Genomic DNA, 17,182 nt, shown 5'->3' with positions numbered 1-17,182 from the left:
TATTGCGGGGATTTTCCCGCCGAATCAAAACCAAAACGGAGGAAGAAAAATCATGCAGGCGGAAACAAATCCTCTGGGTTATGAACCGGTTGGAAAGCTGCTTAGAACCTTTGCTGTTCCAAGTATCATTTCTATGGTGGTCAGTACCCTGTATAACATTGTAGATCAGATTTTTATCGGACGCGGCGTAGGCTATTTGGGAAACGGCGCAACCAACGTGATTTTGCCCCTCACCGTGATTGCTCTGGCCCTTGGCCTGATGATTGGAGACGGCACCACGGCCTACTTCAGTCTGCGCTTGGGACAGGAGGACCGACAGAGGGCCGCACAGGGCGTAGGCAACACCATTACTCTGACGGTGGGAGTCAGTATTCTTCTGACCATACTGTCTCTGGCATTTCTAAAACCGCTCTGTGTCCTGTTCGGCGCCACCGACGCCACCATGTCCTACTCTCTGGAGTATGGGTACATCATCGTATTGGGATTCCCCTTTTATATGTTCAGCATGGGGTTTAACTCCATTGTCCGTGCCGATGGAAGCCCGGTCTACGCCATGCTGTCCACGCTGAGCGGAGCAATTTTGAATACGATTCTGGACCCACTATTTATTTTTGTCTTTCACATGGGGGTAAGGGGAGCCGCCATTGCAACAGTTCTGGGGCAGATCGTCTCCTGTGTCATGACCCTGCTTTACCTGAGAAGATTCCGGTGCATCACCCTGACGCCTGACTGCCTGCTCCCCCGGTGGAAGCTATGCGGCAGAGTGTGCAGCCTTGGAATTTCCAGCTTCTTTCTTCAACTGGCGGCCACCATCGTAATTACAGTAATGAACAATGTGCTCGTCAAATACGGCGCGGTCTCCAAGTACGGTGCCGAAATTCCCATGACCACTCTGGGCATTACCATGAAAGTCAATCAGATTATTACCGGCATCGTCATTGGGATTTCTGTGGGCTCTCAGCCCATCATCGGGTATAACTATGGTGCCGGAAAGACAGCACGGGTCCAGAAAACCTACCTTTTGGCCATTGTCTGTTCCACAATTGTCATGGGTGCAGGCACTCTGCTGTTTCAGCTGTTTCCCGATCAAATCGTCAGCATTTTCGGCTCGGAGTCTGATTTGTATCGCGAATTTGCGGTCAAAAGTCTGAAGATTTTCCTGCTGTTGATCCTCTTGAACGGATTCCAGCTTTGCACGGGTACCTTTTTCCAGGCAGTAGGAAAGCCGCTTCAGGCCACTTTGATCTCCCTGTCCCGACAAGTACTCTTTTTACTTCCAGCCCTGTTGATTCTGCCCCGCTTTTTGGGTGTGGAAGGTGCGTTATGGGCCGGGCCGGTAGGTGATGCCTGCGCCTTTGTTCTGGCGCTGGCCTTTGGCTTGGCGGAATGGAGAAAAACCAGCCGCAACGCCTATACAATAACATAATTTCTTCTATGGAGGACGTTTCTTATGACCCACATATCTGATCCCATTACGATCCGGAACCTGACCCTGGCCAACCGGCTGGTGATGCCCCCTATGGCAACCGCAAAGGCGGACGAGAACGGCTATGTAACCGATGCGGTATGCGACTACTACCGGGAGCGGGCCAAGTACAGCAAAATTGGTCTGATTATTACGGAACATAGCTATATCCACCTTCAAGGAAAGGCCCATCCCGGTCAGACCTCCATCGCATCTGACGATGTGATTTCTTCCCTTCAGCGTCTCACCGACTGTATCCATCAGGAGGGAGTCAAAGTCTTTGCTCAGCTCAGCCATGCGGGATCGGCCGCGCTGTCCAAGACCACCGGGCAGACTCCCGTTGGCCCCAGCGCGCTCTACCACCCAAAGCAGCGGGAAGAACTGCCTGCGGAGATGACGCTCCAGCAGATCCGGCAGGTCACGGAATGGTTTGCCCAGGCGGCCCTTCGGGCAAAGAAGGCAGGCTTTGACGGGGTAGAGATCCACTCCGCCCACGGTTATCTCCTCAATCAATTTTTCTCCCCGCTGGCCAATCAGAGAACCGATGCATACGGTCCTCAGTCAGTGGAAAACCGCATCCGGTTTCACCGGGAGGTCATCCAGGCAGTCCGGCAGGCTGTGGGCGAGGACTTCCCCATTGCCCTTCGGCTGGGCGGCTGTGACTATGAGGCTGGAGGGAGTACCGTCGAAGACTGTGTGGAGGCCTGTCGGCTGCTGGAACACAGCGGCGTGGATCTGTTCCATCTCACCGGTGGCATGAACGGCTTTATCCGACCCGGTCACGGGGAGCCCGGGTATTTCCGGGATCTGTCTGTTCCTGTGAAGCAGGCGGTTCACCTCCCCGTCCTTCTGACAGGAGGAGTTACCACCCCGGTCCAAGCCGAGGCCCTTCTGGAGGAGGGCTGCGCCGATCTCATTGGCGTGGGCCGGGCAATCTTCAAAAATCCCCGCTGGGCAGATTGAGCTTTAAGCTTTATGTTCATCATCAGAAGATGGCGTATGCATAACGATATCCGCAAAGTGATACTCTGCCCTTGATTCTAAGGAGAAAAGTTATGAAAGATATTGAAAGAGTAGAACAGTTTTTAAAAGATGTACCCGTTGTTTATCTGACTACTGTGACTGAGGGAAAGCCTAAATGCCGGCCGATTGGTCTTCATATGCTGATCGGAGATACCCTTTACTTTGGCGTTGGTACGTTCAAAGATGTCTATCGACAGATGGAAGCAAATCCTTTTGTTGAGTTTTGTGTCTGCAAGGATCGTGTGTTCTTGCGCTATTACGGAAAGGCTGTTTTTGAAAAAGACTACAAGATTGCTAACGCCGCTATATCGGCGGCCCCTTTCTTGCAACAGGTGTATAATGAGACAACAGGCAAAAAGTTGGGGATGTTCCACCTGGAGAACGCGACCGCTGAATTTCGGACGATGACAGGTATTCGGGAATCCCTTACTCTTTAATATGTCTGCATGTCGATCAGTTGAGGAAAGACCAGCAAAACCGTGCTTGATACATTCAACTACATGATTTCAGAGGCATGTATCAAAGTGACACGGTCGAATGATTAAATGACTTACAAACAAAGCGGTGCTTCCCTAAGTAGGGAAACTACCGCTTGATCTGTCTGCAGAGCCCAGTTCCGGGATCAATCATGGGCCGGGTTTCTGCTGTATAGAAGGCCAGATAAGAATAAAAGCAAAGCCTGCTATGGGTGGGAAGAGTACAGAAAAAAGGCAGCCGTAGGAGTGCTGGCTAGAAGAAAGCAATATAAATTGATTGTGTAGAGTTTAAGATACCATCTACGATAACCCTAGATTCAACCTATATCACTGAGAATTACTTTGACACCTTCCCATTATTACGGTAGGCCCAGTTATATACTCGTCGTCTGTACGAAGAACAAGCTGTTACTGTTATCTCCCTATGTCTATAAAGAGCCATCGCTTTTAATGGGACATCAAAACCTATAGATGCCAGGGTTTCCAGGTTTGCACCCGAGACCAAATCACAACTCAGCGCAAGCGGTTGTGATTTGGAAAGGAGGAGCGGCGGCATGAGCACGTTAGACTTTCACAAAAAAGTCGGAGCGGAGCAAGCGATACAGAGCTTGCTCCGACAATGGTGCGGGCGGCGGGACTTGAACCCGCACGCCATGAAGGCAACGGAACCTAAAGGTGAAGCTATCTTAGAGACAAATGGTGTGTATTCTAAGCATAAAAGAAACCTGCTGCAAAGAGATACGATTAGCTTCACCTCAACCGCATCGGCGTAAGATTTCACGCTTTATACAAACTCTTTCATAAGATATTTTTTGAATATAAGTAAGATGATGATGCTCACATTTCATAAATGTTGAAGGCAAGATGCTGCCTTGGGCCAGCTGCTTATCGAGCTTATCCAATGCCCGCTCTGCTTCCTGCAGCCTTGTAGTCAAGCCATAGTAATACAGATATAGCTTTTCAATATTCATGATGTTCACCTCCTAAATTCAAAAGTATGAAAATATGAGGCGCCAGTCCAGAGAATGTACCTCCACCACCAGCGCCTCATATTGGCTTTCATTGTATCGTATTGTAAGTCGGATGTAAATACCTTCAAAGTGGGGATCTATTTAAAAAAGTTCTTCGTCAACAAAACACTACGGACATTGGCTGTCACTTGTTTCCCCTTTATGAATTTTTTATCAACAATTGATCAAATTTTTTGGTACAGTAGAATATCTGTTTTTAGCTGGATATTCTGCTGTTTGTGTGCTATGGTGTTTTGGTGACAGGAGGCAAGACATATGAACGACACCCTGAAACTACTGTATGACAGATTTTACACGCCTCTGCCCATGGAGAAGGCCGAACAGGAGATAGAGGATTGCCACCAGCAGCTCATTGAGCGGCTGGAAAAACCAGAGAGAAAATTGGTATTGCGGATCATGGATGTCCAAAATCTGATTGCAGAGGAACGCGCCATAGACAGCTTTCTCTGTGGATTCAAATTGGGCTGGGAACTATCAAATGAACTGAATCACTATGGAAGCGGACATCCGTTTCGGTACGATAAGACCGGGACGGATGTCCGCTTTGATTAATCGGGTAAAACAATACCTTGTATATGTCTTCGGGAAGAAAGCCTGCCAATCTTGGGACAGGCTTTCTTTTTTATAGTTCATTCAGTCTCTGAATATACTCTGCCCGGGGAATCTGACGGGCCAGGAAGGCGTCCTTCAGTTCCTGTGCCTGAGCCACCTGGCGGTTCCACTGATCCGTGGTAAGCCGCCCTCGGCGTTTCCGAGCCTTCAGCCGGTTGTAGATCCGGCTGTACTCCCGGACGGCAGTCTCTGACTTCTGCTTCTCCTTCTCCCGCGCATGGGCCCCTACCTTCCGACAGGTCTTGCCGCCAGTACCCGGTACCACTCGGTCACAGTAGCAGGTGTCATATCCGCCCACCGCCAAAAACCACCGATGGCAGTGGGCGCAGCGCCGGGGCAAATTCCCGGCGGCTATCCCCTTGTACAGATCCATGTACAAAAAGCTGGTGAGGCTTTCAAAGGTCATCTGTTCCGCCATCGTCAATCGGCCGGACTTTAATTCCATGACGGGAACCAGGGAGAGATTTACAGGGTACTCAAATGTGATCGTGTCCAGATCCACGGCCCCTTCCTGCCATGTTTCGCCTTCGTCCTCCAGCTCCTTCTTCTGGCGGAGTGCATCCTCCATGACGGTTCGGTAACCGGCATAGGCATGGATATAGTCCTGCCGCCGCCTGGTGGGGAGATCCTGAAAGAACTCTGTCAGCATCCACTCAGAATTTTTTACGAAGGCACGCAGTTCATCTTCCAGCCGCTCCAATTTCTCCATCCAACGGGTGTACCCTTCATGGCGGGGTGTCCCCGGTGTCAGCATCTCGTTCACCACATCCGGGTGCTCGCGGAGATAGGGAATCAGCGCGATCATTCGCTTGTATCCTGGCAGCAGCTTATTGTAGAGAGGCAACTCCCCCAGTGCCCGCCACAGCTGCTCCATGGCATGGAGAGCCATAGCCGCGCTGGAGGGATCTCTGGCAGACAGGAAAATCTGAAATTCTTCCTGGAAATGCTCCAGCGGCTGGCGGATGTTTGCGGATGCCTTCCACCCGCACTCCAGCGCCTCTGCTGCAAATGTTCCCAGCGGATAATGTTTTCCTCCTACAATACTCTCGTCTGGTGTGAAGTCCACCCGGAAATAATCCACGGCGTCATGATTCATGTAGTACATGATCTGCCACACTCCCTCTGTACCCGATAGAGTTTTCAGCTTTTACCCATCTTGCGTTTGTGGAGTTGAAACCGTGCTCCAAGCCCTTGAAACAGGATTTGGATCTGTTATACTGTGCTTGTACCCGATGATTATATCATAAATTAATCAGGTATTCAATATGACCGTGCTGCACCATATACCGGGAGGAGGAGACTTTATGACAAGATTACATACCATTGACGCCGATACCTTGCAGACCATTGCCTATGAACCGATTTCCTTTCTTGTGGAGGAGCTGCTGCCTCCTGGGCTGCACCTGCTGGCGGGAGCACCGAAGATCGGCAAGTCCTGGCTGGCGCTGTGGCTGTGCCTCCAGGTAGCTCAAGGGAAACCACTCTGGAACTTTTCCACTCGCCCGTGCGAAGTTCTCTATCTCTGTCTGGAAGACAGCTTTCAGCGTATTCAAAGCAGGCTCTTTGATCTCACCGAAGATGCGCCATCGACGCTGCACTTCGCTGTGATGTCCGAACAGCTCCACAATGGGTTAGTAAATCAGATGGAGCAGTTTCTCCAAGAGCATCCTGCCACTGGCCTAGTGGTCATCGACACGCTCCAGCGTATCCGATCCACTGGGAATGAGGCAAACCCCTACGCCAACGACTATCGGGACATTGGTGTTCTCAAAGCACTGGCAGACCGGCACCGCATCGCGGTACTGCTGATCCACCATCTGCGGAAGATGAACGACGATGATCCCATGAACATGATCTCCGGCACCACAGGCTTAAGCGGCGCGACGGATTCTAACTTTGTACTCCGCAAGAGTAAACGCAGAGAGAACACCGCCACCCTCTACTGCACTGGCAGGGACATCGCCTACCGGGAGCTGTCCCTGGAGTTCGGCAATGAAACTCACATCTGGAACCTGCTCTCAGATGACTGTAAGCAAGCAGGGCAGCCTGGAGGACGGATCCGTCTTCTTCTCTCTGCACTGCTACAGGAGCAGCCAGTAATCTGTGCTACTTCCAGAGCGCTGCTGGAAAAGATCGACCCTGTCGGCATCGAGGGCTTTTCTCCCAACAGTTTCTCTCACCAAATCCGGAAAAACGTTGACACTCTAAGGCGCAGCGGCATTTCAGTGACCTTCAGAAAAAGTAATGGTGAGCGGCTTATCTGCCTTTGTAGGGTCGATGGTGTCGATGATTCCGCTGCCACAGATATCGTCCCCATCGACCCTGCCGTTGTTGAGCAGCCGGATGGAGGGGGCATGGCGGGGGCCGTGGATGCGGATTCCTCCCTTCGGGGAGGGCAAGCATCGCGCCCGGCTATACGCCATGCACAGGTTCGGGGCGCTGCCCCGTGCCCGGCCCCTGAGGGGGAAAAGGAGGAGCAATGCAGAGAGTAAAAAAGACGGAAATCATCACCCTTCGAGTGACGCCCAGAGTCAAAAAAGCCATTCAGGAACGGGCCAAAGCCGCTGGCCTGACGGTCACCGACTACCTATGCTACAGCGGGTTGGGAAAAGAGATCGTGCGGGTAGAAGGACTGGAGCAGGTGCTGTCTGAGCTGAAAGCCCAGGGGCGTAATCTGAATCAGCTCACCACCCTGGCCAACATGGGACGGGTAACAGTTGTGAAGGGTGACGCGCTGGCAGAGAATTACGGAAAGATTTATGAACAGCTCCGGGAGCTTCTGCGGGAGGTAAGTGGGGCCCCCACAAAAGTGGTGGACCGCTTTTGTGGGGAGAGGAGACACCCTGGAATGAGTGAGCTTTCAGCCAATCAGGCTGGAAGCGAATGATATGGAGGAGGTGTCGACGAGATGGCAACCTTCACCGCAATCAAAAATCGTGGCGGCGGCAGAGGTGCTCTGGGCGGTGTGCTGAGATACGTCCAGCAGGGGGAGAAAACCACATGGAAAGATCGTCGGCTGGTCTCCGGCTGGAACTGCACCGCCCAAAGTGTCTGCTCCGAGATGCAGCTCACAAAAGAACACTTCCATAAAACAGAAGGCCGTCAGTACTACCACTTCGTGCAGTCCTTTGACAAGCAGGATGACCTGTCCCCACAGGAGATTCACGCGATAGGGCTGAAGTTGGCCCAGCGGGAGTTTCCCAACTTCGAAGTGTTGGTTGCCACCCATGTGGACACAGGTCACCTCCACAATCACCTGGTGGTGAACAGTGTGAGCTTCCAGGATGGTAAGAAGCTCCACCAGAGTGCCGCCGACCTGCAGGCCCACCGGATGGCCAACGATGAAATATGCGTTGCCCATGGCTTGGAGATCCTTCCGCCGCCGCAGAAGCAGGTAAAACAAAAGCGGATGGGCACCAGAGAGTACCGATCCGCCGCGAAGGGTGAAAGTTGGAAGTTCCGCCTCATGAACACCATTGACCAGTGTATGAGGTGCGCTGCCAGCAAGGAGGAATTCATTTCCCTGATGGAGAGCGAGGGGTATCAGGTGCGGTGGACGGATAGCAGAAAGAACATCACCTACACCACACCCAAGGGAATGAAGTGTCGGGATGACCGGCTCCACGAGAAAAAGTACACCAAGGAGGTCATGGAACATGAGTTCAGAATCCGGGCAGCGATTGTCCATGGAGGAATTGAAACGGAGGAACGCTCCGCAGTCTATGATGCCGCAGAACTGTCCCAGCAAGGAGGAGTGGCAGGAACTGCTCCAACGGCTGGACGAGCTGGAGCGGCACACAGCGGCTCACACAGCCCTTCTGCGGGAGGTTTCCAGCCGGAGGGAACCGTGTCCCACCCAGACGCAGATGGAGGAACTGGCGCGGGATGTGGCAGAGATACAGGCACTGCTGCGACAGGCTGGGAAGAAGAAAGAGTTTTCTATTTCTCCGCCCAGCCTGGGTACGGCGATGTCGGTTATGGTATGGCTGGCTCTGATTTTGCTGGGTACCCTGGTGGGCATGGTAGTCTTGCAGGTGATCTGGTCCGGCTTGGCCGCTCTCTGGAGCGTGGTCAAGATGCTGATCCCGTAAGAGATGCTACCACCATACACCAGCACACCGACTGGAAAACGCTTCGCCAGGAGCGACAAAAGAAAATCGCCCTCGGCCACAAGGAGGACGATCGTGCAGAAGAACAAAACTGGCAGCAGAGTATGTAGTCTCTGTATTTTAACGCAGCCCGAATCGGGCGGAAAGGAGCCTATGGGAAAGAGAAACCCAAAGTCTGAACTATCCAGTGTTATGTACTCCTATGTGGGGAGTGACACTCAATTTGACGCATTTCTGAAAATGCTGATTCATGATTACCTTGCCGTAGATAACCCTTTCGTACAAGCAGAAGAACAACAGGTTGTCGGTTTGGTAGAATCGAATCATAACTGAGATCTTTTCATGGCTATTCACAGATGTCTGTGATATGTTCTGTTTGCAAAATCAACTCTACCAGAGAGGAGGTACCGTGAGTGAAAGTCTGGCTCTACTATCGTCTCTCCAGAGATGAGGACAAGGAACTCAATTCCCTCAGCAACCAGCGGAATATCATCTACCACTACGCCATTACCAATGGACACGAAGTGGTGGGCGAATCCTTCGATGACAATGTCAGCGGCATGCACTTCAATCGTGCCGGAATCGATAAAATCTATGAGGCAGTGGAGGCCGGACTGATCGAGGCCATCGTGGTGAAAGACCTCTCCCGTCTGGGACGGCACCGCACCCAGACCGCTCTGTTTATCGACTATCTGCGGGAACACAAGGTTCGAGTGCTCTCCGACACGGAAAATATTGAAACCTTTAATGAGGCGGATGATCTCATCATTGGATTCAAGGGACTGGTCAATGACTTCTATGCTCGGGACGGCAGCCGGCGAGTCCGCACGGGATATCGTCAGAAGCAAAAAGAGGGCATTGTCATGATTCCGCCCTTTGGATACTTCAAAGACAAGAACACCAAGCAGGTAGTGGTTGTAGAGGAAGCTGCTGAAACGGTCCGGATGATTTTCACAGCCTATATCGGAGGTCATGGCCTCAGGGCAATCGCCAAAATGCTCAATGAGCAAAAGCGGAAAACCCCGGCGCTGACGCAGCTGGGACTGCTGAATAAGCACGCTCCAAATACCCAGGACGGTATCATAAAAAAGTACCTCTGGGATGGGAGGATGGTGGGCCGCATTCTGCAAGACGAGAGTTACATCGGTACGCTGATCTGCCATAAAAGCGAGCGTAATAAGATCAACAAGACCTTCCGATTCACGGAACCCAAGGAGCAATTCCGGCACGAGAACTTCTTCCCTCCCATTGTATCCAGAGAAATTTGGGAGCGGGCTCAGGTGTTGCTGGCAGAGAGGAAGAAACAAAATGTCCGGGCCGGAACCAATCAGAGTATCCTGCGGTATGGAGGCCTCCTGCGCCGTGAGGGCTGCGGCCGCACCTTTGTGGGAAAACGAATCCATTTAAAAGGCGAAGAGCGGGTGGAGTATCACTGTGACACCTATCACAGGTACGGAAAGGAATACTGCTCCTCCCACACGGTGGATGAGCGTATCCTGGATGAGCTCATCACCAAGGAGCTGATCCAAACCAAGAAAATGTATGAGGCCAATTTTCAGGCGATGGACCAGCTGATTGACCAATGGCAGCCCAAGGCCAGTGCCGCTACCGCACAGATCAAAAAGCAGCAGGAGCGAATCGCCATGCTGGAGGAAGAAATGGAGGCCATCTTGATGGAACGGATTCGGGACAAAGCCAACGCCGAGCGCTATGACCGGATGATCCAGAAACGGGAAGCCGAGATCGCAGCGGCCCAAAAGCAGATTGAAGAACTGCAAAACATTGAGGAAACTCTGCGCAGCCGGCAGGCCAGGCCAAGCTGAAGAGAGACATCAGTATGATGGATGACATCCTGAAAGATGAGCATCTGTCCGAAGCCCATCTGCGCCTACTGGTGGACAAGATCTATGTGCATGAGGAAGATGGAAAACTCTCGCTGAATATTTGTCTGAAGGCTCCCTTCCGCGATCACCTGGACACCTATGAGAACGGAGAACAAACCGAGTGTTATCTCTCTCAGAGCTATGACTTTGATCGGTTGGGGCACAGCATTATGAACAAATTCTGGGAAGACGGAGGGATCGCATGAGGGTGTGGATCTATTCCAGATTATCCAATGATGACGACTGCGAGATGAATTCCCTGATGAATCAGCAGAAGCTCTGCCGAGCCTTTGCAGAACGGCAGGGCCACCAGATTATAGGACAGTCCACTGATGATAATGCCAGCGGTATGAACTTTAGCCGCCGTGGGCTGGACGAGCTCACGGCGGCTGTGGATGCCGGCAGGCTGGACGCTGTCCTCGTCAAGGATCTCTCCCGCCTGGGGCGGCACAGGACGCAGACGGCCCTGTTTATCGATTACATGCGGGAACGTGGGGTTCGGGTGATCTCTGTCACAGAAGGACTGGACACCGCCTCGGATGAGGATGATTTGGTCATCGGCGTCCGTGGCCTGATGAACGACTACTACGCCAGGGATATCGGGAAAAAGATCCGGTCCGGTTACCGGCAAAAGCAGCGGGAGGGCATCGTGATTACCCCTCCTTTTGGCTACTGGAAAGATCGCAACACCAACATGGTCAAGCGCCACCCAGAGGCGGCAGAAACCGTCCGGATGATCTATTCTCTGTACTTACAGGGCTTTGGACAGAAAGAGATCGCCCGCAGGCTCAATGATTTGGGCCGAAAGACACCGGCACAGCTGAGGAATGAACAGTGCGGACGAGAAGTGCGGGCCGCGTATAAAACCAGAGACAATCGCTATCTCTGGACATATGTCAGTGTAAAAAATGTGCTGAGAGAAGAGGCCTATACTGGAGTACTGATCAACCATCGGTCGGAGACCCAGGGTGGCAAGGTAAAGCGATTGGAGCAGACGGAATGGTATCGCCACGAAAACTTCTTCCCGGTCATCGTGGAACCGGATGTATGGAAGCAGGCTCAGCAAAGGCTGAACGAGCAGGCCCGGCCAGCCAACGGAAACCGCTCCAAGCACCGCTATGCCGGGCTGCTCCGGTGCCAGGAGTGCGGTAATGTATTCATCCCCATGATCCGGTACTGGAACGGCAAGCGGCGTGTAGAGTACGTCTGCAAGGGCTACCACCGGAGTGGAAAAAACTATTGCAGCTCCCACCGCATCCACGAGGAAAAGCTGGATACCATGGTATGGGAGTACCTCACGGCAGCTCGGGATAGCCAAGTTAAAGAGATGGAGAAACTTGTGAAACTGCAAAAAATGTGGGCGTTGAGGAAACCGGTCCTCGACGCCCACATTTTATCGTTACAGAAACATTTTTTAATAATAGAGCAAGAAATAGATAAACTGGTGATGGAGAAGCTCAATTAGAAAATGAGCATTAGCTTTTCTGAAAAAGCATATCCATCTCATATTATTCTTTTAGCCGCTCGGCGGTTTCTTTTAAATCTTTCAGCAATATTATATTATCATTCACTTCAGCAGTATGACTATTTAGCATCTTAACATAATTAATAGTTGAAAATAATAATCCAGCAGTAAAGTTTTCTGCGCTGAAAATTGACCATATTGCGGTGACTAAAAGTCCGATGTGAAGTAAGTGCGTCAAAATAAAAATTCTTGCATCTAAATCAGAATTTTGTACTCCTATGTTTAAAATTTCATGAATAAAATCGCTATATGTCTTAATATTTCTGCTGGATATTGCATCGATACGTTTTTCATCCATAGTTTTATATTTTTTATAGTTACAAGTCATTTTGGACTGGAACGGATATGTAATCCATGGGATAAATATAACTGTACTAATTGCCGCCCAGAAGACGCAAGTTTTAGACTCAGAATATAAGAAAATTAGAGAAATAATAATTCCCAGAGTCATATTGAGAATCTGGAAAAGATTTATTTCTAAAAAATTGGGGATATCATTTACCAAGTCTAAGCGTGCATTGATTAAAGAATCAACTGCGCTTGTACCAGAAATACGGGAGTAATAAGAAATACTTTCTTCTTTAACGATTCGACTATATACACGAGTATCAAGCAATTTGTTTAGTGTCCTTGAGATCCCAAATAAAACTTCTAATACAATAAGAACAATTAGCCAAACAATGTCCTGCTGAAGAAGTCCATCAATGCACTTCCCGATCACATAAGGATTAGCCACTATAATAAGCGCCTCAAATAAATCCATAAGCCAAATAGATAAAATCTGTAGAGGGGCTTTTTTATACACTCTAAAAATTTCAGAAACTAAAAGTCTCATACTTATTTTCCTTTTCTTACTATATTTGTAATTTTGATTATAGCAAAACCGTTTGGTTTCTTAAAGTAAAAGCCACATTTTAACCTCATTTACAAGGCTAAAATGTAGCTTTCTGCTGGTGCGCCTGAAGGGACTCGAACCCACACGCATCGCTGCACGAGAACCTAAATCTCGCATGTCTACCAATTCCATCACAGGCGCATATTTAGTTTTAAAGATCGCGGGCACCGGAAAAGGAACGGTAATTCTTCACTGAGGTGACAGCACCTAAATCCGTCGAGTCTGCCAATTCCACCACGCCCGCAGAATGTATTCAGTTTAGCATCGGACAGGAAAATTGTCAATTGCACTTCCGGAGCGATGCAGGTATAATAAAGACTGTTGACGTCATCGTGAGGAGGGAGCAATATGGCGCGTGCGCCGAGGATTGCGGCAATTCAGGATATCTCAGGATTTGGACGCTGTTCTATGACGGTTGTTCTGCCGGTGCTGGCCGCTATGGGCGGGCAGTGCTGCCCCCTGCCCACTGCCTACCTGTCTGCCCACACCGCCTTTCCGGCCAGTGAGAAAGCCACCTTCCTGGACATGACCGGACAGATGGCCGGAACAGCCAGCCATTGGGCGGAATTGGGCGTGACTTTTGACGCGATATACAGCGGATTCCTGGGCTCTGAGGGGCAGATCGACCTGATCGAGGACTTTTACCGCCGGTTCCGCACCAGGGAGACCCTGATCCTGGTGGATCCGGTGATGGGAGACCACGGAAAGCCCTACCGCACCTATACGCCGGAAATGTGCCGTCGGATGGGGCAGCTGGCAGCACAGGCGGACGTGATCACCCCCAACCTGACGGAGGCTGCCCTGCTGCTGGGAGAGGCGTATGAGAATCTCCCCGGTGACGAACAGGAGATCCGCCGCTGGCTGGAGCGGCTGAGTATGGACGGAAGGCGTTCCGTGGTGTTGACCGGAGTCAGCCTGGAACCGGGACAGATCGGTGCCGGGTTCTTTGACCGGGCTGCCGGGTGCACAGGATTTGCTATGGCCCATCAGGAACCGGAGCATTTCCCCGGGACAGGCGATCTGTTTGCCAGCGTGGTGCTGGGTTCCCTGCTGCGGGGTGAAAGCCTGGAACGGGCCGCCCAGAGAGGTGCGGATTTCGTGCAGCGCTGTGTGGCCTATACCCTGGAGCTGGGCACTCCTGTTTTGGATGGCGTCCAGTTCGAACCGCTGCTGCGGGAACTGATGACCGAATAGTCAGGACCCCCGGCTAAGCCGGGGGCTTGAGTAAGCCCTAGAAGGGCACAATACGGACAACGCCCCTAAAGGGGCCGTGAATGGGTCGGCCAACTGCATTGCTGACTCATGGCCGGCCCCTGAAGGGGCTATTTTTATGCCTTGGGATTCTTGCTACCCGTAAACGGGTCGATAAATTCCTTGATGCTGATCTGGTCTGCAATCCCGTCCTCCTCNGAATGGGTCGGCCAACTGCATTGCTGACTCATGGCCGGCCCCTGAAGGGGCTATTTTTATGCCTTGGGATTCTTGCTACCCGTAAACGGGTCGATAAATTCCTTGATGCTGATCTGGTCTGCAATCCGGTCCTCCTCTAATTGATGCCGGATGTACTCCTGTATCTGCTTCTTATTGCGCCCCACTGTATCCACATAATACCCTCTTGCCCAGAAATGCCGGTCTCCGTACTTGTATTTTAAATTCGCATGCCGGTCGAATATCATGAGACTGCTTTTCCCTTTGAGATACCCCATGATTTGTGATACACTGTACCTGGGCGGTATGCTGATTAGCATGTGAATATGATCCGGACACGCTTCTGCTTCTATAATTTCCACACCTTTTTGCTCACACAATTTCCGCAGAATTTGTCCGATATCCTTCTTGATTTGTCCATATATCGCTAGCCGTCTATATTTGGGCGCGAATACGATATGGTATTGACATCTCCATGTCGTATGTTGCAAACTCCCTATATCTTTTTCTTTCATCGAAAAAACCTCCTGGTTCTTTGGTGTTGCAGTTGGCCGACCGCAACTTCCATTCTACCAGAAGGTTTTTTCACTATATAATTCTTTTTACTCTCCCCAGCATAGCTGGGGGTTGTCGTTGCGCTGAAGCGGTAACAAAGCAATCCCCCGGCACAGCGGAGCTGTGCCGGGGGATTTTTATGTTTCCGGCTCAGGCGTGAGCCATGGACGCATCCTGAGCGCGCCGCTTGATCTCCAGCATACGCACCACATACAGAGAATCGGTGACCACCTTCATGGGCTTGGAGTAGTCCAGCGCGAACAGGCCCAGGAAAGAACGGGCGTCTACCCGGATGGTGCCGTCCTTGTTGGCAATATACACCGGCTTATCCGCATGGAAAGCAAGCTGCTGAAGATCGGCCAGCTCGGAAATAGAATTGATTTTCAGATCAAAGACCATAAGCTGTACCTCCTTGCGTCTGACCGTGTGAGAGTATAGTACAGATGATCTTCAGATACAATGGGCAGACTGAACGAAATCATTGCGGACGAAAGAGTTGGAACAAGTGAAAAGTAAATGGTGAAATTGCGTGAAAACTAATTATTGACATATGCCGGAAACGTGCTAAAATAAATGGCATAAGCCAGAAATGGAGGAGATGAGCATGCCCCGGCCAAAGAAATGCAGACGGATCTGCGCCCTGCCGCGGTGCAGCAGCTTCGGCCCGCTGGAGGGAGAGCGCTCCGAGCCGGTGGGAATGGCGCTGGAGGAATATGAGGCCATCCGGCTGATCGACCTGCTGGGCTGTACCCAGGAGGAGTGCGCCCGGCAGATGGGAGTGGCCCGCTCCACGGTGCAGCAGGTCTACGACCAGGCCAGGCGGAAACTGGCCCTGGCCCTTGTAGAGGGGCGGCGGCTGGTGATTTCAGGCGGCGACTACATGCTATGTGCCCAGGCAGAGGAGTGTGCCGGTCGGGACTGCGCCCGGCGGGACTGCGGCAGGCGGCGCTGCGGATGCGGGAGCTGCAATCAGAGAAAAAACGATGCAGGAGGTAACTGAAATGAAGATCGCGGTAACTTATGAGAATGGACAGGTATTTCAGCACTTCGGACACACGGAGCAGTTCAAGATCTATGAGGTGCAGGACGGGAAGGTGGTATCCGCTCAGGTGGTGGACACCAACGGCAGCGGCCACGGGGCTCTGGCCGGTTTCCTCCACGCCCACGGGGTGAATGCCCTGATCTGCGGCGGTATCGGCGGCGGTGCCCGCAACGCTCTGGCTCAGGCGGGGATCCAGCTGTTCCCCGGTGCTTCCGGCGACGCCGACGCTCAGGTGAACGCCCTGCTGGGCGGCAGCCTGAACTATGACCCCGACACGGTGTGCGCCCACCACCATGACCACGGTGAGGGACATGACTGCGGCAGCCATGGCGAGGGACACCACTGCGGCGGCCACGGCCATAGCTGCGGCTAAGTGCTATTGGTGAAATTGCGCAGAAAATTTTCAAATTAGTTGTGGCATTTGGCGAACTTCGTGGTATAATCAAAGCAGGGAACCGGTGAGAGCCGGTTCCAGCAAGGCCCTCCCCGGAGGGCGGAAGGAGCTGAAAACTATGAAGTTCGTGTTTACCGACAAGAAAGTCAATCTGCCTAACAAGGTCCACGCCTACGCGGAGAAAAAGGTGGGCAAGTTAGACCGTTATTTTAAGGCGGACGCGGAGGCCGCCATCGTCTTCAGCGTAGAGAAGGGCCGTAACAACGTGGAGCTGACCATCCGCTCCGGCGGCACCATCATCCGTGTGGCGGAGAGCACCTCCGACATGTTTGCCACCATCGACGCCGCCGTCTCCTCCGTGGAGCGCCGGCTGCGCAGAAATAAGACCCGTCTGGAGAAGCGCCTGCGTCAGGACGCCTTCACCCGCAGCGTGGATGCCGAGGAGATCTCTTCCTTCGCTCCTGAGACCGACGAGGAGGAGTACAAGATCGTCCGCAGCAAGAAGTTCCCCATCAAGCCCATGACGGTGGACGAGGCGGTGCTTCAGATGGAACTGGTAGGCCACACCTTCTTCGCCTTCAAGGATGTGGATCAGGACGGACGGTTCTCCGTGGTATATAAGCGCAACGATGGAGACTACGGCCTCATTGAGGACGAGACGTAAGCAACAAAAAACAGCAGGGCGCGCCGCGAAAGGTACGCCCCCATAAGGAAGTAATTTGATTGTCGCAGGGCGGCATGGCG

Annotated in this window: 21 protein-coding genes, 1 tRNA gene and 1 pseudogene; 17 read left to right on the top strand and 6 right to left on the bottom strand. The window is 52.0% G+C overall.

Going from position 1 to position 17,182, the window contains the following annotated elements:
- Positions 1 to 52 precede the first annotated feature (52 nt).
- The 4 genes from E0E41_RS07745 (at position 53) to E0E41_RS07730 (ending at position 3,737) form a co-directional block, all read left to right on the top strand.
- Positions 53 to 1,426, top strand: a complete 1,374-nt coding sequence (locus E0E41_RS07745) for an MATE family efflux transporter (protein WP_130869407.1) — start codon at positions 53 to 55, stop codon at positions 1,424 to 1,426.
- A 24-nt stretch (positions 1,427 to 1,450) separates the two neighbouring features.
- The gene (locus tag E0E41_RS07740) at positions 1,451 to 2,428 is read left to right on the top strand and encodes an NADH:flavin oxidoreductase (RefSeq protein ID WP_130869406.1); all 978 of its coding nucleotides are present in this window, start codon (positions 1,451 to 1,453) and stop codon (positions 2,426 to 2,428) included.
- Between the two features lie 92 nt (positions 2,429 to 2,520).
- The gene (locus E0E41_RS07735) at positions 2,521 to 2,925 is read left to right on the top strand and encodes a pyridoxamine 5'-phosphate oxidase family protein (RefSeq protein WP_130869405.1); all 405 of its coding nucleotides are present in this window, start codon (positions 2,521 to 2,523) and stop codon (positions 2,923 to 2,925) included.
- A 593-nt stretch (positions 2,926 to 3,518) separates the two neighbouring features.
- Entirely contained in the window at positions 3,519 to 3,737 is a 219-nt protein-coding gene (locus E0E41_RS07730; protein WP_130869404.1) for a hypothetical protein, read from the top strand.
- On the opposite strand, the gene E0E41_RS07725 is transcribed toward E0E41_RS07730, so the two are convergent.
- A complete protein-coding gene (locus E0E41_RS07725; protein ID WP_130869403.1) occupies positions 3,720 to 3,935 on the bottom strand; it encodes a hypothetical protein in 216 nt (71 codons plus the stop codon). The genes E0E41_RS07730 and E0E41_RS07725 overlap by 18 nt on opposite strands.
- A gap of 315 nt (positions 3,936 to 4,250) precedes the next feature.
- On the opposite strand from E0E41_RS07725, the gene E0E41_RS07720 reads away from it, so the two are divergent.
- On the top strand, positions 4,251 to 4,547 hold the full coding sequence (locus E0E41_RS07720; RefSeq protein WP_130869402.1) for a DUF6809 family protein: 297 nt from the start codon (positions 4,251 to 4,253) through the stop codon (positions 4,545 to 4,547).
- A gap of 70 nt (positions 4,548 to 4,617) precedes the next feature.
- On the opposite strand, the gene E0E41_RS07715 is transcribed toward E0E41_RS07720, so the two are convergent.
- Positions 4,618 to 5,712, bottom strand: a complete 1,095-nt coding sequence (locus E0E41_RS07715; protein WP_130869401.1) for a DUF6076 domain-containing protein — start codon at positions 5,710 to 5,712, stop codon at positions 4,618 to 4,620.
- Positions 5,713 to 5,911: 199 nt separating this feature from the next.
- Here E0E41_RS07715 and E0E41_RS07710 point away from each other — a divergent pair, with 199 nt between their 5' ends.
- The 8 genes and pseudogenes from E0E41_RS07710 to E0E41_RS07680 all read left to right on the top strand — a co-directional run bounded on the left by E0E41_RS07710 (position 5,912) and on the right by E0E41_RS07680 (position 12,064).
- A complete protein-coding gene (locus E0E41_RS07710; protein ID WP_130869400.1) occupies positions 5,912 to 7,099 on the top strand; it encodes an AAA family ATPase in 1,188 nt (395 codons plus the stop codon).
- A complete protein-coding gene (locus E0E41_RS07705; protein WP_207303204.1) occupies positions 7,087 to 7,494 on the top strand; it encodes a plasmid mobilization protein in 408 nt (135 codons plus the stop codon). Before E0E41_RS07710 ends, E0E41_RS07705 begins: the two co-directional genes overlap by 13 nt.
- A gap of 21 nt (positions 7,495 to 7,515) precedes the next feature.
- Positions 7,516 to 7,914 (top strand): annotated as a pseudogene (locus E0E41_RS19345) (relaxase/mobilization nuclease domain-containing protein); the annotation flags it as partial.
- A 349-nt stretch (positions 7,915 to 8,263) separates the two neighbouring features.
- Positions 8,264 to 8,698: a hypothetical protein gene (locus E0E41_RS18920; RefSeq protein WP_242623850.1), complete on the top strand. Its 435-nt coding sequence runs from the start codon at positions 8,264 to 8,266 to the stop codon at positions 8,696 to 8,698.
- 93 nt (positions 8,699 to 8,791) lie between these two features.
- On the top strand, positions 8,792 to 9,049 hold the full coding sequence (locus E0E41_RS07695) for a hypothetical protein (protein ID WP_130869398.1): 258 nt from the start codon (positions 8,792 to 8,794) through the stop codon (positions 9,047 to 9,049).
- Between the two features lie 80 nt (positions 9,050 to 9,129).
- Positions 9,130 to 10,539 (top strand): recombinase family protein, encoded by a 1,410-nt coding sequence (locus E0E41_RS07690; RefSeq protein ID WP_130869397.1) that lies wholly within the window; start codon positions 9,130 to 9,132, stop codon positions 10,537 to 10,539.
- Positions 10,540 to 10,553: 14 nt separating this feature from the next.
- A complete protein-coding gene (locus E0E41_RS07685) occupies positions 10,554 to 10,805 on the top strand; it encodes a hypothetical protein (RefSeq protein WP_130869396.1) in 252 nt (83 codons plus the stop codon).
- Complete coding sequence (locus E0E41_RS07680) at positions 10,802 to 12,064, top strand: recombinase family protein (RefSeq protein ID WP_130869395.1); 1,263 nt, start codon at positions 10,802 to 10,804, stop codon at positions 12,062 to 12,064. Before E0E41_RS07685 ends, E0E41_RS07680 begins: the two co-directional genes overlap by 4 nt.
- A 43-nt stretch (positions 12,065 to 12,107) precedes the next feature.
- On the opposite strand, the gene E0E41_RS07675 is transcribed toward E0E41_RS07680, so the two are convergent.
- Positions 12,108 to 12,959 carry an ABC transporter six-transmembrane domain-containing protein gene (locus E0E41_RS07675; protein ID WP_130869394.1) on the bottom strand — a complete coding sequence of 284 codons (852 nt, stop codon included), beginning with the start codon at positions 12,957 to 12,959 and terminating at the stop codon, positions 12,108 to 12,110.
- A 116-nt stretch (positions 12,960 to 13,075) separates the two neighbouring features.
- Positions 13,076 to 13,160, bottom strand: a tRNA-Leu gene (locus E0E41_RS07670).
- Between the two features lie 207 nt (positions 13,161 to 13,367).
- Here E0E41_RS07670 and E0E41_RS07665 point away from each other — a divergent pair.
- Positions 13,368 to 14,213 (top strand): pyridoxamine kinase, encoded by an 846-nt coding sequence (locus E0E41_RS07665; protein WP_130869393.1) that lies wholly within the window; start codon positions 13,368 to 13,370, stop codon positions 14,211 to 14,213.
- A 272-nt stretch (positions 14,214 to 14,485) separates the two neighbouring features.
- Here E0E41_RS07665 and tnpA read toward each other — a convergent pair whose 3' ends face one another.
- Together tnpA and E0E41_RS07655 are read right to left on the bottom strand one after the other, a co-directional pair.
- Positions 14,486 to 14,962, bottom strand: coding sequence for an IS200/IS605 family transposase (tnpA, locus tag E0E41_RS07660; RefSeq protein ID WP_130869097.1), 477 nt, complete (start codon positions 14,960 to 14,962; stop codon positions 14,486 to 14,488).
- A gap of 190 nt (positions 14,963 to 15,152) precedes the next feature.
- Positions 15,153 to 15,401: a hypothetical protein gene (locus E0E41_RS07655; protein ID WP_130869392.1), complete on the bottom strand. Its 249-nt coding sequence runs from the start codon at positions 15,399 to 15,401 to the stop codon at positions 15,153 to 15,155.
- 205 nt (positions 15,402 to 15,606) lie between these two features.
- Here E0E41_RS07655 and E0E41_RS07650 point away from each other — a divergent pair, with 205 nt between their 5' ends.
- The 3 genes from E0E41_RS07650 to hpf all read left to right on the top strand — a co-directional run bounded on the left by E0E41_RS07650 (position 15,607) and on the right by hpf (position 17,102).
- Complete coding sequence (locus tag E0E41_RS07650) at positions 15,607 to 16,002, top strand: DUF134 domain-containing protein (RefSeq protein ID WP_130869391.1); 396 nt, start codon at positions 15,607 to 15,609, stop codon at positions 16,000 to 16,002.
- A 1-nt stretch (position 16,003) separates the two neighbouring features.
- A complete protein-coding gene (locus E0E41_RS07645; protein ID WP_130869390.1) occupies positions 16,004 to 16,417 on the top strand; it encodes a NifB/NifX family molybdenum-iron cluster-binding protein in 414 nt (137 codons plus the stop codon).
- 139 nt (positions 16,418 to 16,556) lie between these two features.
- On the top strand, positions 16,557 to 17,102 hold the full coding sequence (hpf, locus tag E0E41_RS07640) for a ribosome hibernation-promoting factor, HPF/YfiA family (RefSeq protein ID WP_130869389.1): 546 nt from the start codon (positions 16,557 to 16,559) through the stop codon (positions 17,100 to 17,102).
- The last annotated feature ends 80 nt before the right edge of the window (positions 17,103 to 17,182 follow it).

Source organism: Intestinimonas massiliensis (ex Afouda et al. 2020) (genome assembly GCF_900626285.1).
In the GTDB taxonomy this organism is placed as follows: Bacteria; Bacillota; Clostridia; order Oscillospirales; family Oscillospiraceae; genus Flavonifractor; species Flavonifractor massiliensis_A.
The sequence above is the reverse complement of the archived record's forward strand: the minus strand, read 5'-3'. Positions and strand labels throughout refer to the sequence as shown.

Bases quoted from the DNA above. Each gene is read 5' to 3' on its own strand.
- E0E41_RS07745 (WP_130869407.1), top strand. From the start codon at position 53: ATGCAGGCGGAAACAAATCCTCTGGGTTATGAACCGGTTGGAAAGCTG.
- E0E41_RS07740 (WP_130869406.1), top strand. From the start codon at position 1,451: ATGACCCACATATCTGATCCCATTACGATCCGGAACCTGACCCTGGCC.
- E0E41_RS07735 (WP_130869405.1), top strand. From the start codon at position 2,521: ATGAAAGATATTGAAAGAGTAGAACAGTTTTTAAAAGATGTACCCGTT.
- E0E41_RS07730 (WP_130869404.1), top strand. From the start codon at position 3,519: ATGAGCACGTTAGACTTTCACAAAAAAGTCGGAGCGGAGCAAGCGATA.
- E0E41_RS07725 (WP_130869403.1), bottom strand. From the start codon at position 3,935: ATGAATATTGAAAAGCTATATCTGTATTACTATGGCTTGACTACAAGG.
- E0E41_RS07720 (WP_130869402.1), top strand. From the start codon at position 4,251: ATGAACGACACCCTGAAACTACTGTATGACAGATTTTACACGCCTCTG.
- E0E41_RS07715 (WP_130869401.1), bottom strand. From the start codon at position 5,712: ATGTACTACATGAATCATGACGCCGTGGATTATTTCCGGGTGGACTTC.
- E0E41_RS07710 (WP_130869400.1), top strand. From the start codon at position 5,912: ATGACAAGATTACATACCATTGACGCCGATACCTTGCAGACCATTGCC.
- E0E41_RS07705 (WP_207303204.1), top strand. From the start codon at position 7,087: ATGCAGAGAGTAAAAAAGACGGAAATCATCACCCTTCGAGTGACGCCC.
- E0E41_RS18920 (WP_242623850.1), top strand. From the start codon at position 8,264: ATGAGTTCAGAATCCGGGCAGCGATTGTCCATGGAGGAATTGAAACGG.
- E0E41_RS07685 (WP_130869396.1), top strand. From the start codon at position 10,554: ATGATGGATGACATCCTGAAAGATGAGCATCTGTCCGAAGCCCATCTG.
- E0E41_RS07680 (WP_130869395.1), top strand. From the start codon at position 10,802: ATGAGGGTGTGGATCTATTCCAGATTATCCAATGATGACGACTGCGAG.
- E0E41_RS07675 (WP_130869394.1), bottom strand. From the start codon at position 12,959: ATGAGACTTTTAGTTTCTGAAATTTTTAGAGTGTATAAAAAAGCCCCT.
- E0E41_RS07665 (WP_130869393.1), top strand. From the start codon at position 13,368: ATGGCGCGTGCGCCGAGGATTGCGGCAATTCAGGATATCTCAGGATTT.
- tnpA (WP_130869097.1), bottom strand. From the start codon at position 14,962: ATGAAAGAAAAAGATATAGGGAGTTTGCAACATACGACATGGAGATGT.
- E0E41_RS07655 (WP_130869392.1), bottom strand. From the start codon at position 15,401: ATGGTCTTTGATCTGAAAATCAATTCTATTTCCGAGCTGGCCGATCTT.
- E0E41_RS07650 (WP_130869391.1), top strand. From the start codon at position 15,607: ATGCCCCGGCCAAAGAAATGCAGACGGATCTGCGCCCTGCCGCGGTGC.
- E0E41_RS07645 (WP_130869390.1), top strand. From the start codon at position 16,004: ATGAAGATCGCGGTAACTTATGAGAATGGACAGGTATTTCAGCACTTC.
- hpf (WP_130869389.1), top strand. From the start codon at position 16,557: ATGAAGTTCGTGTTTACCGACAAGAAAGTCAATCTGCCTAACAAGGTC.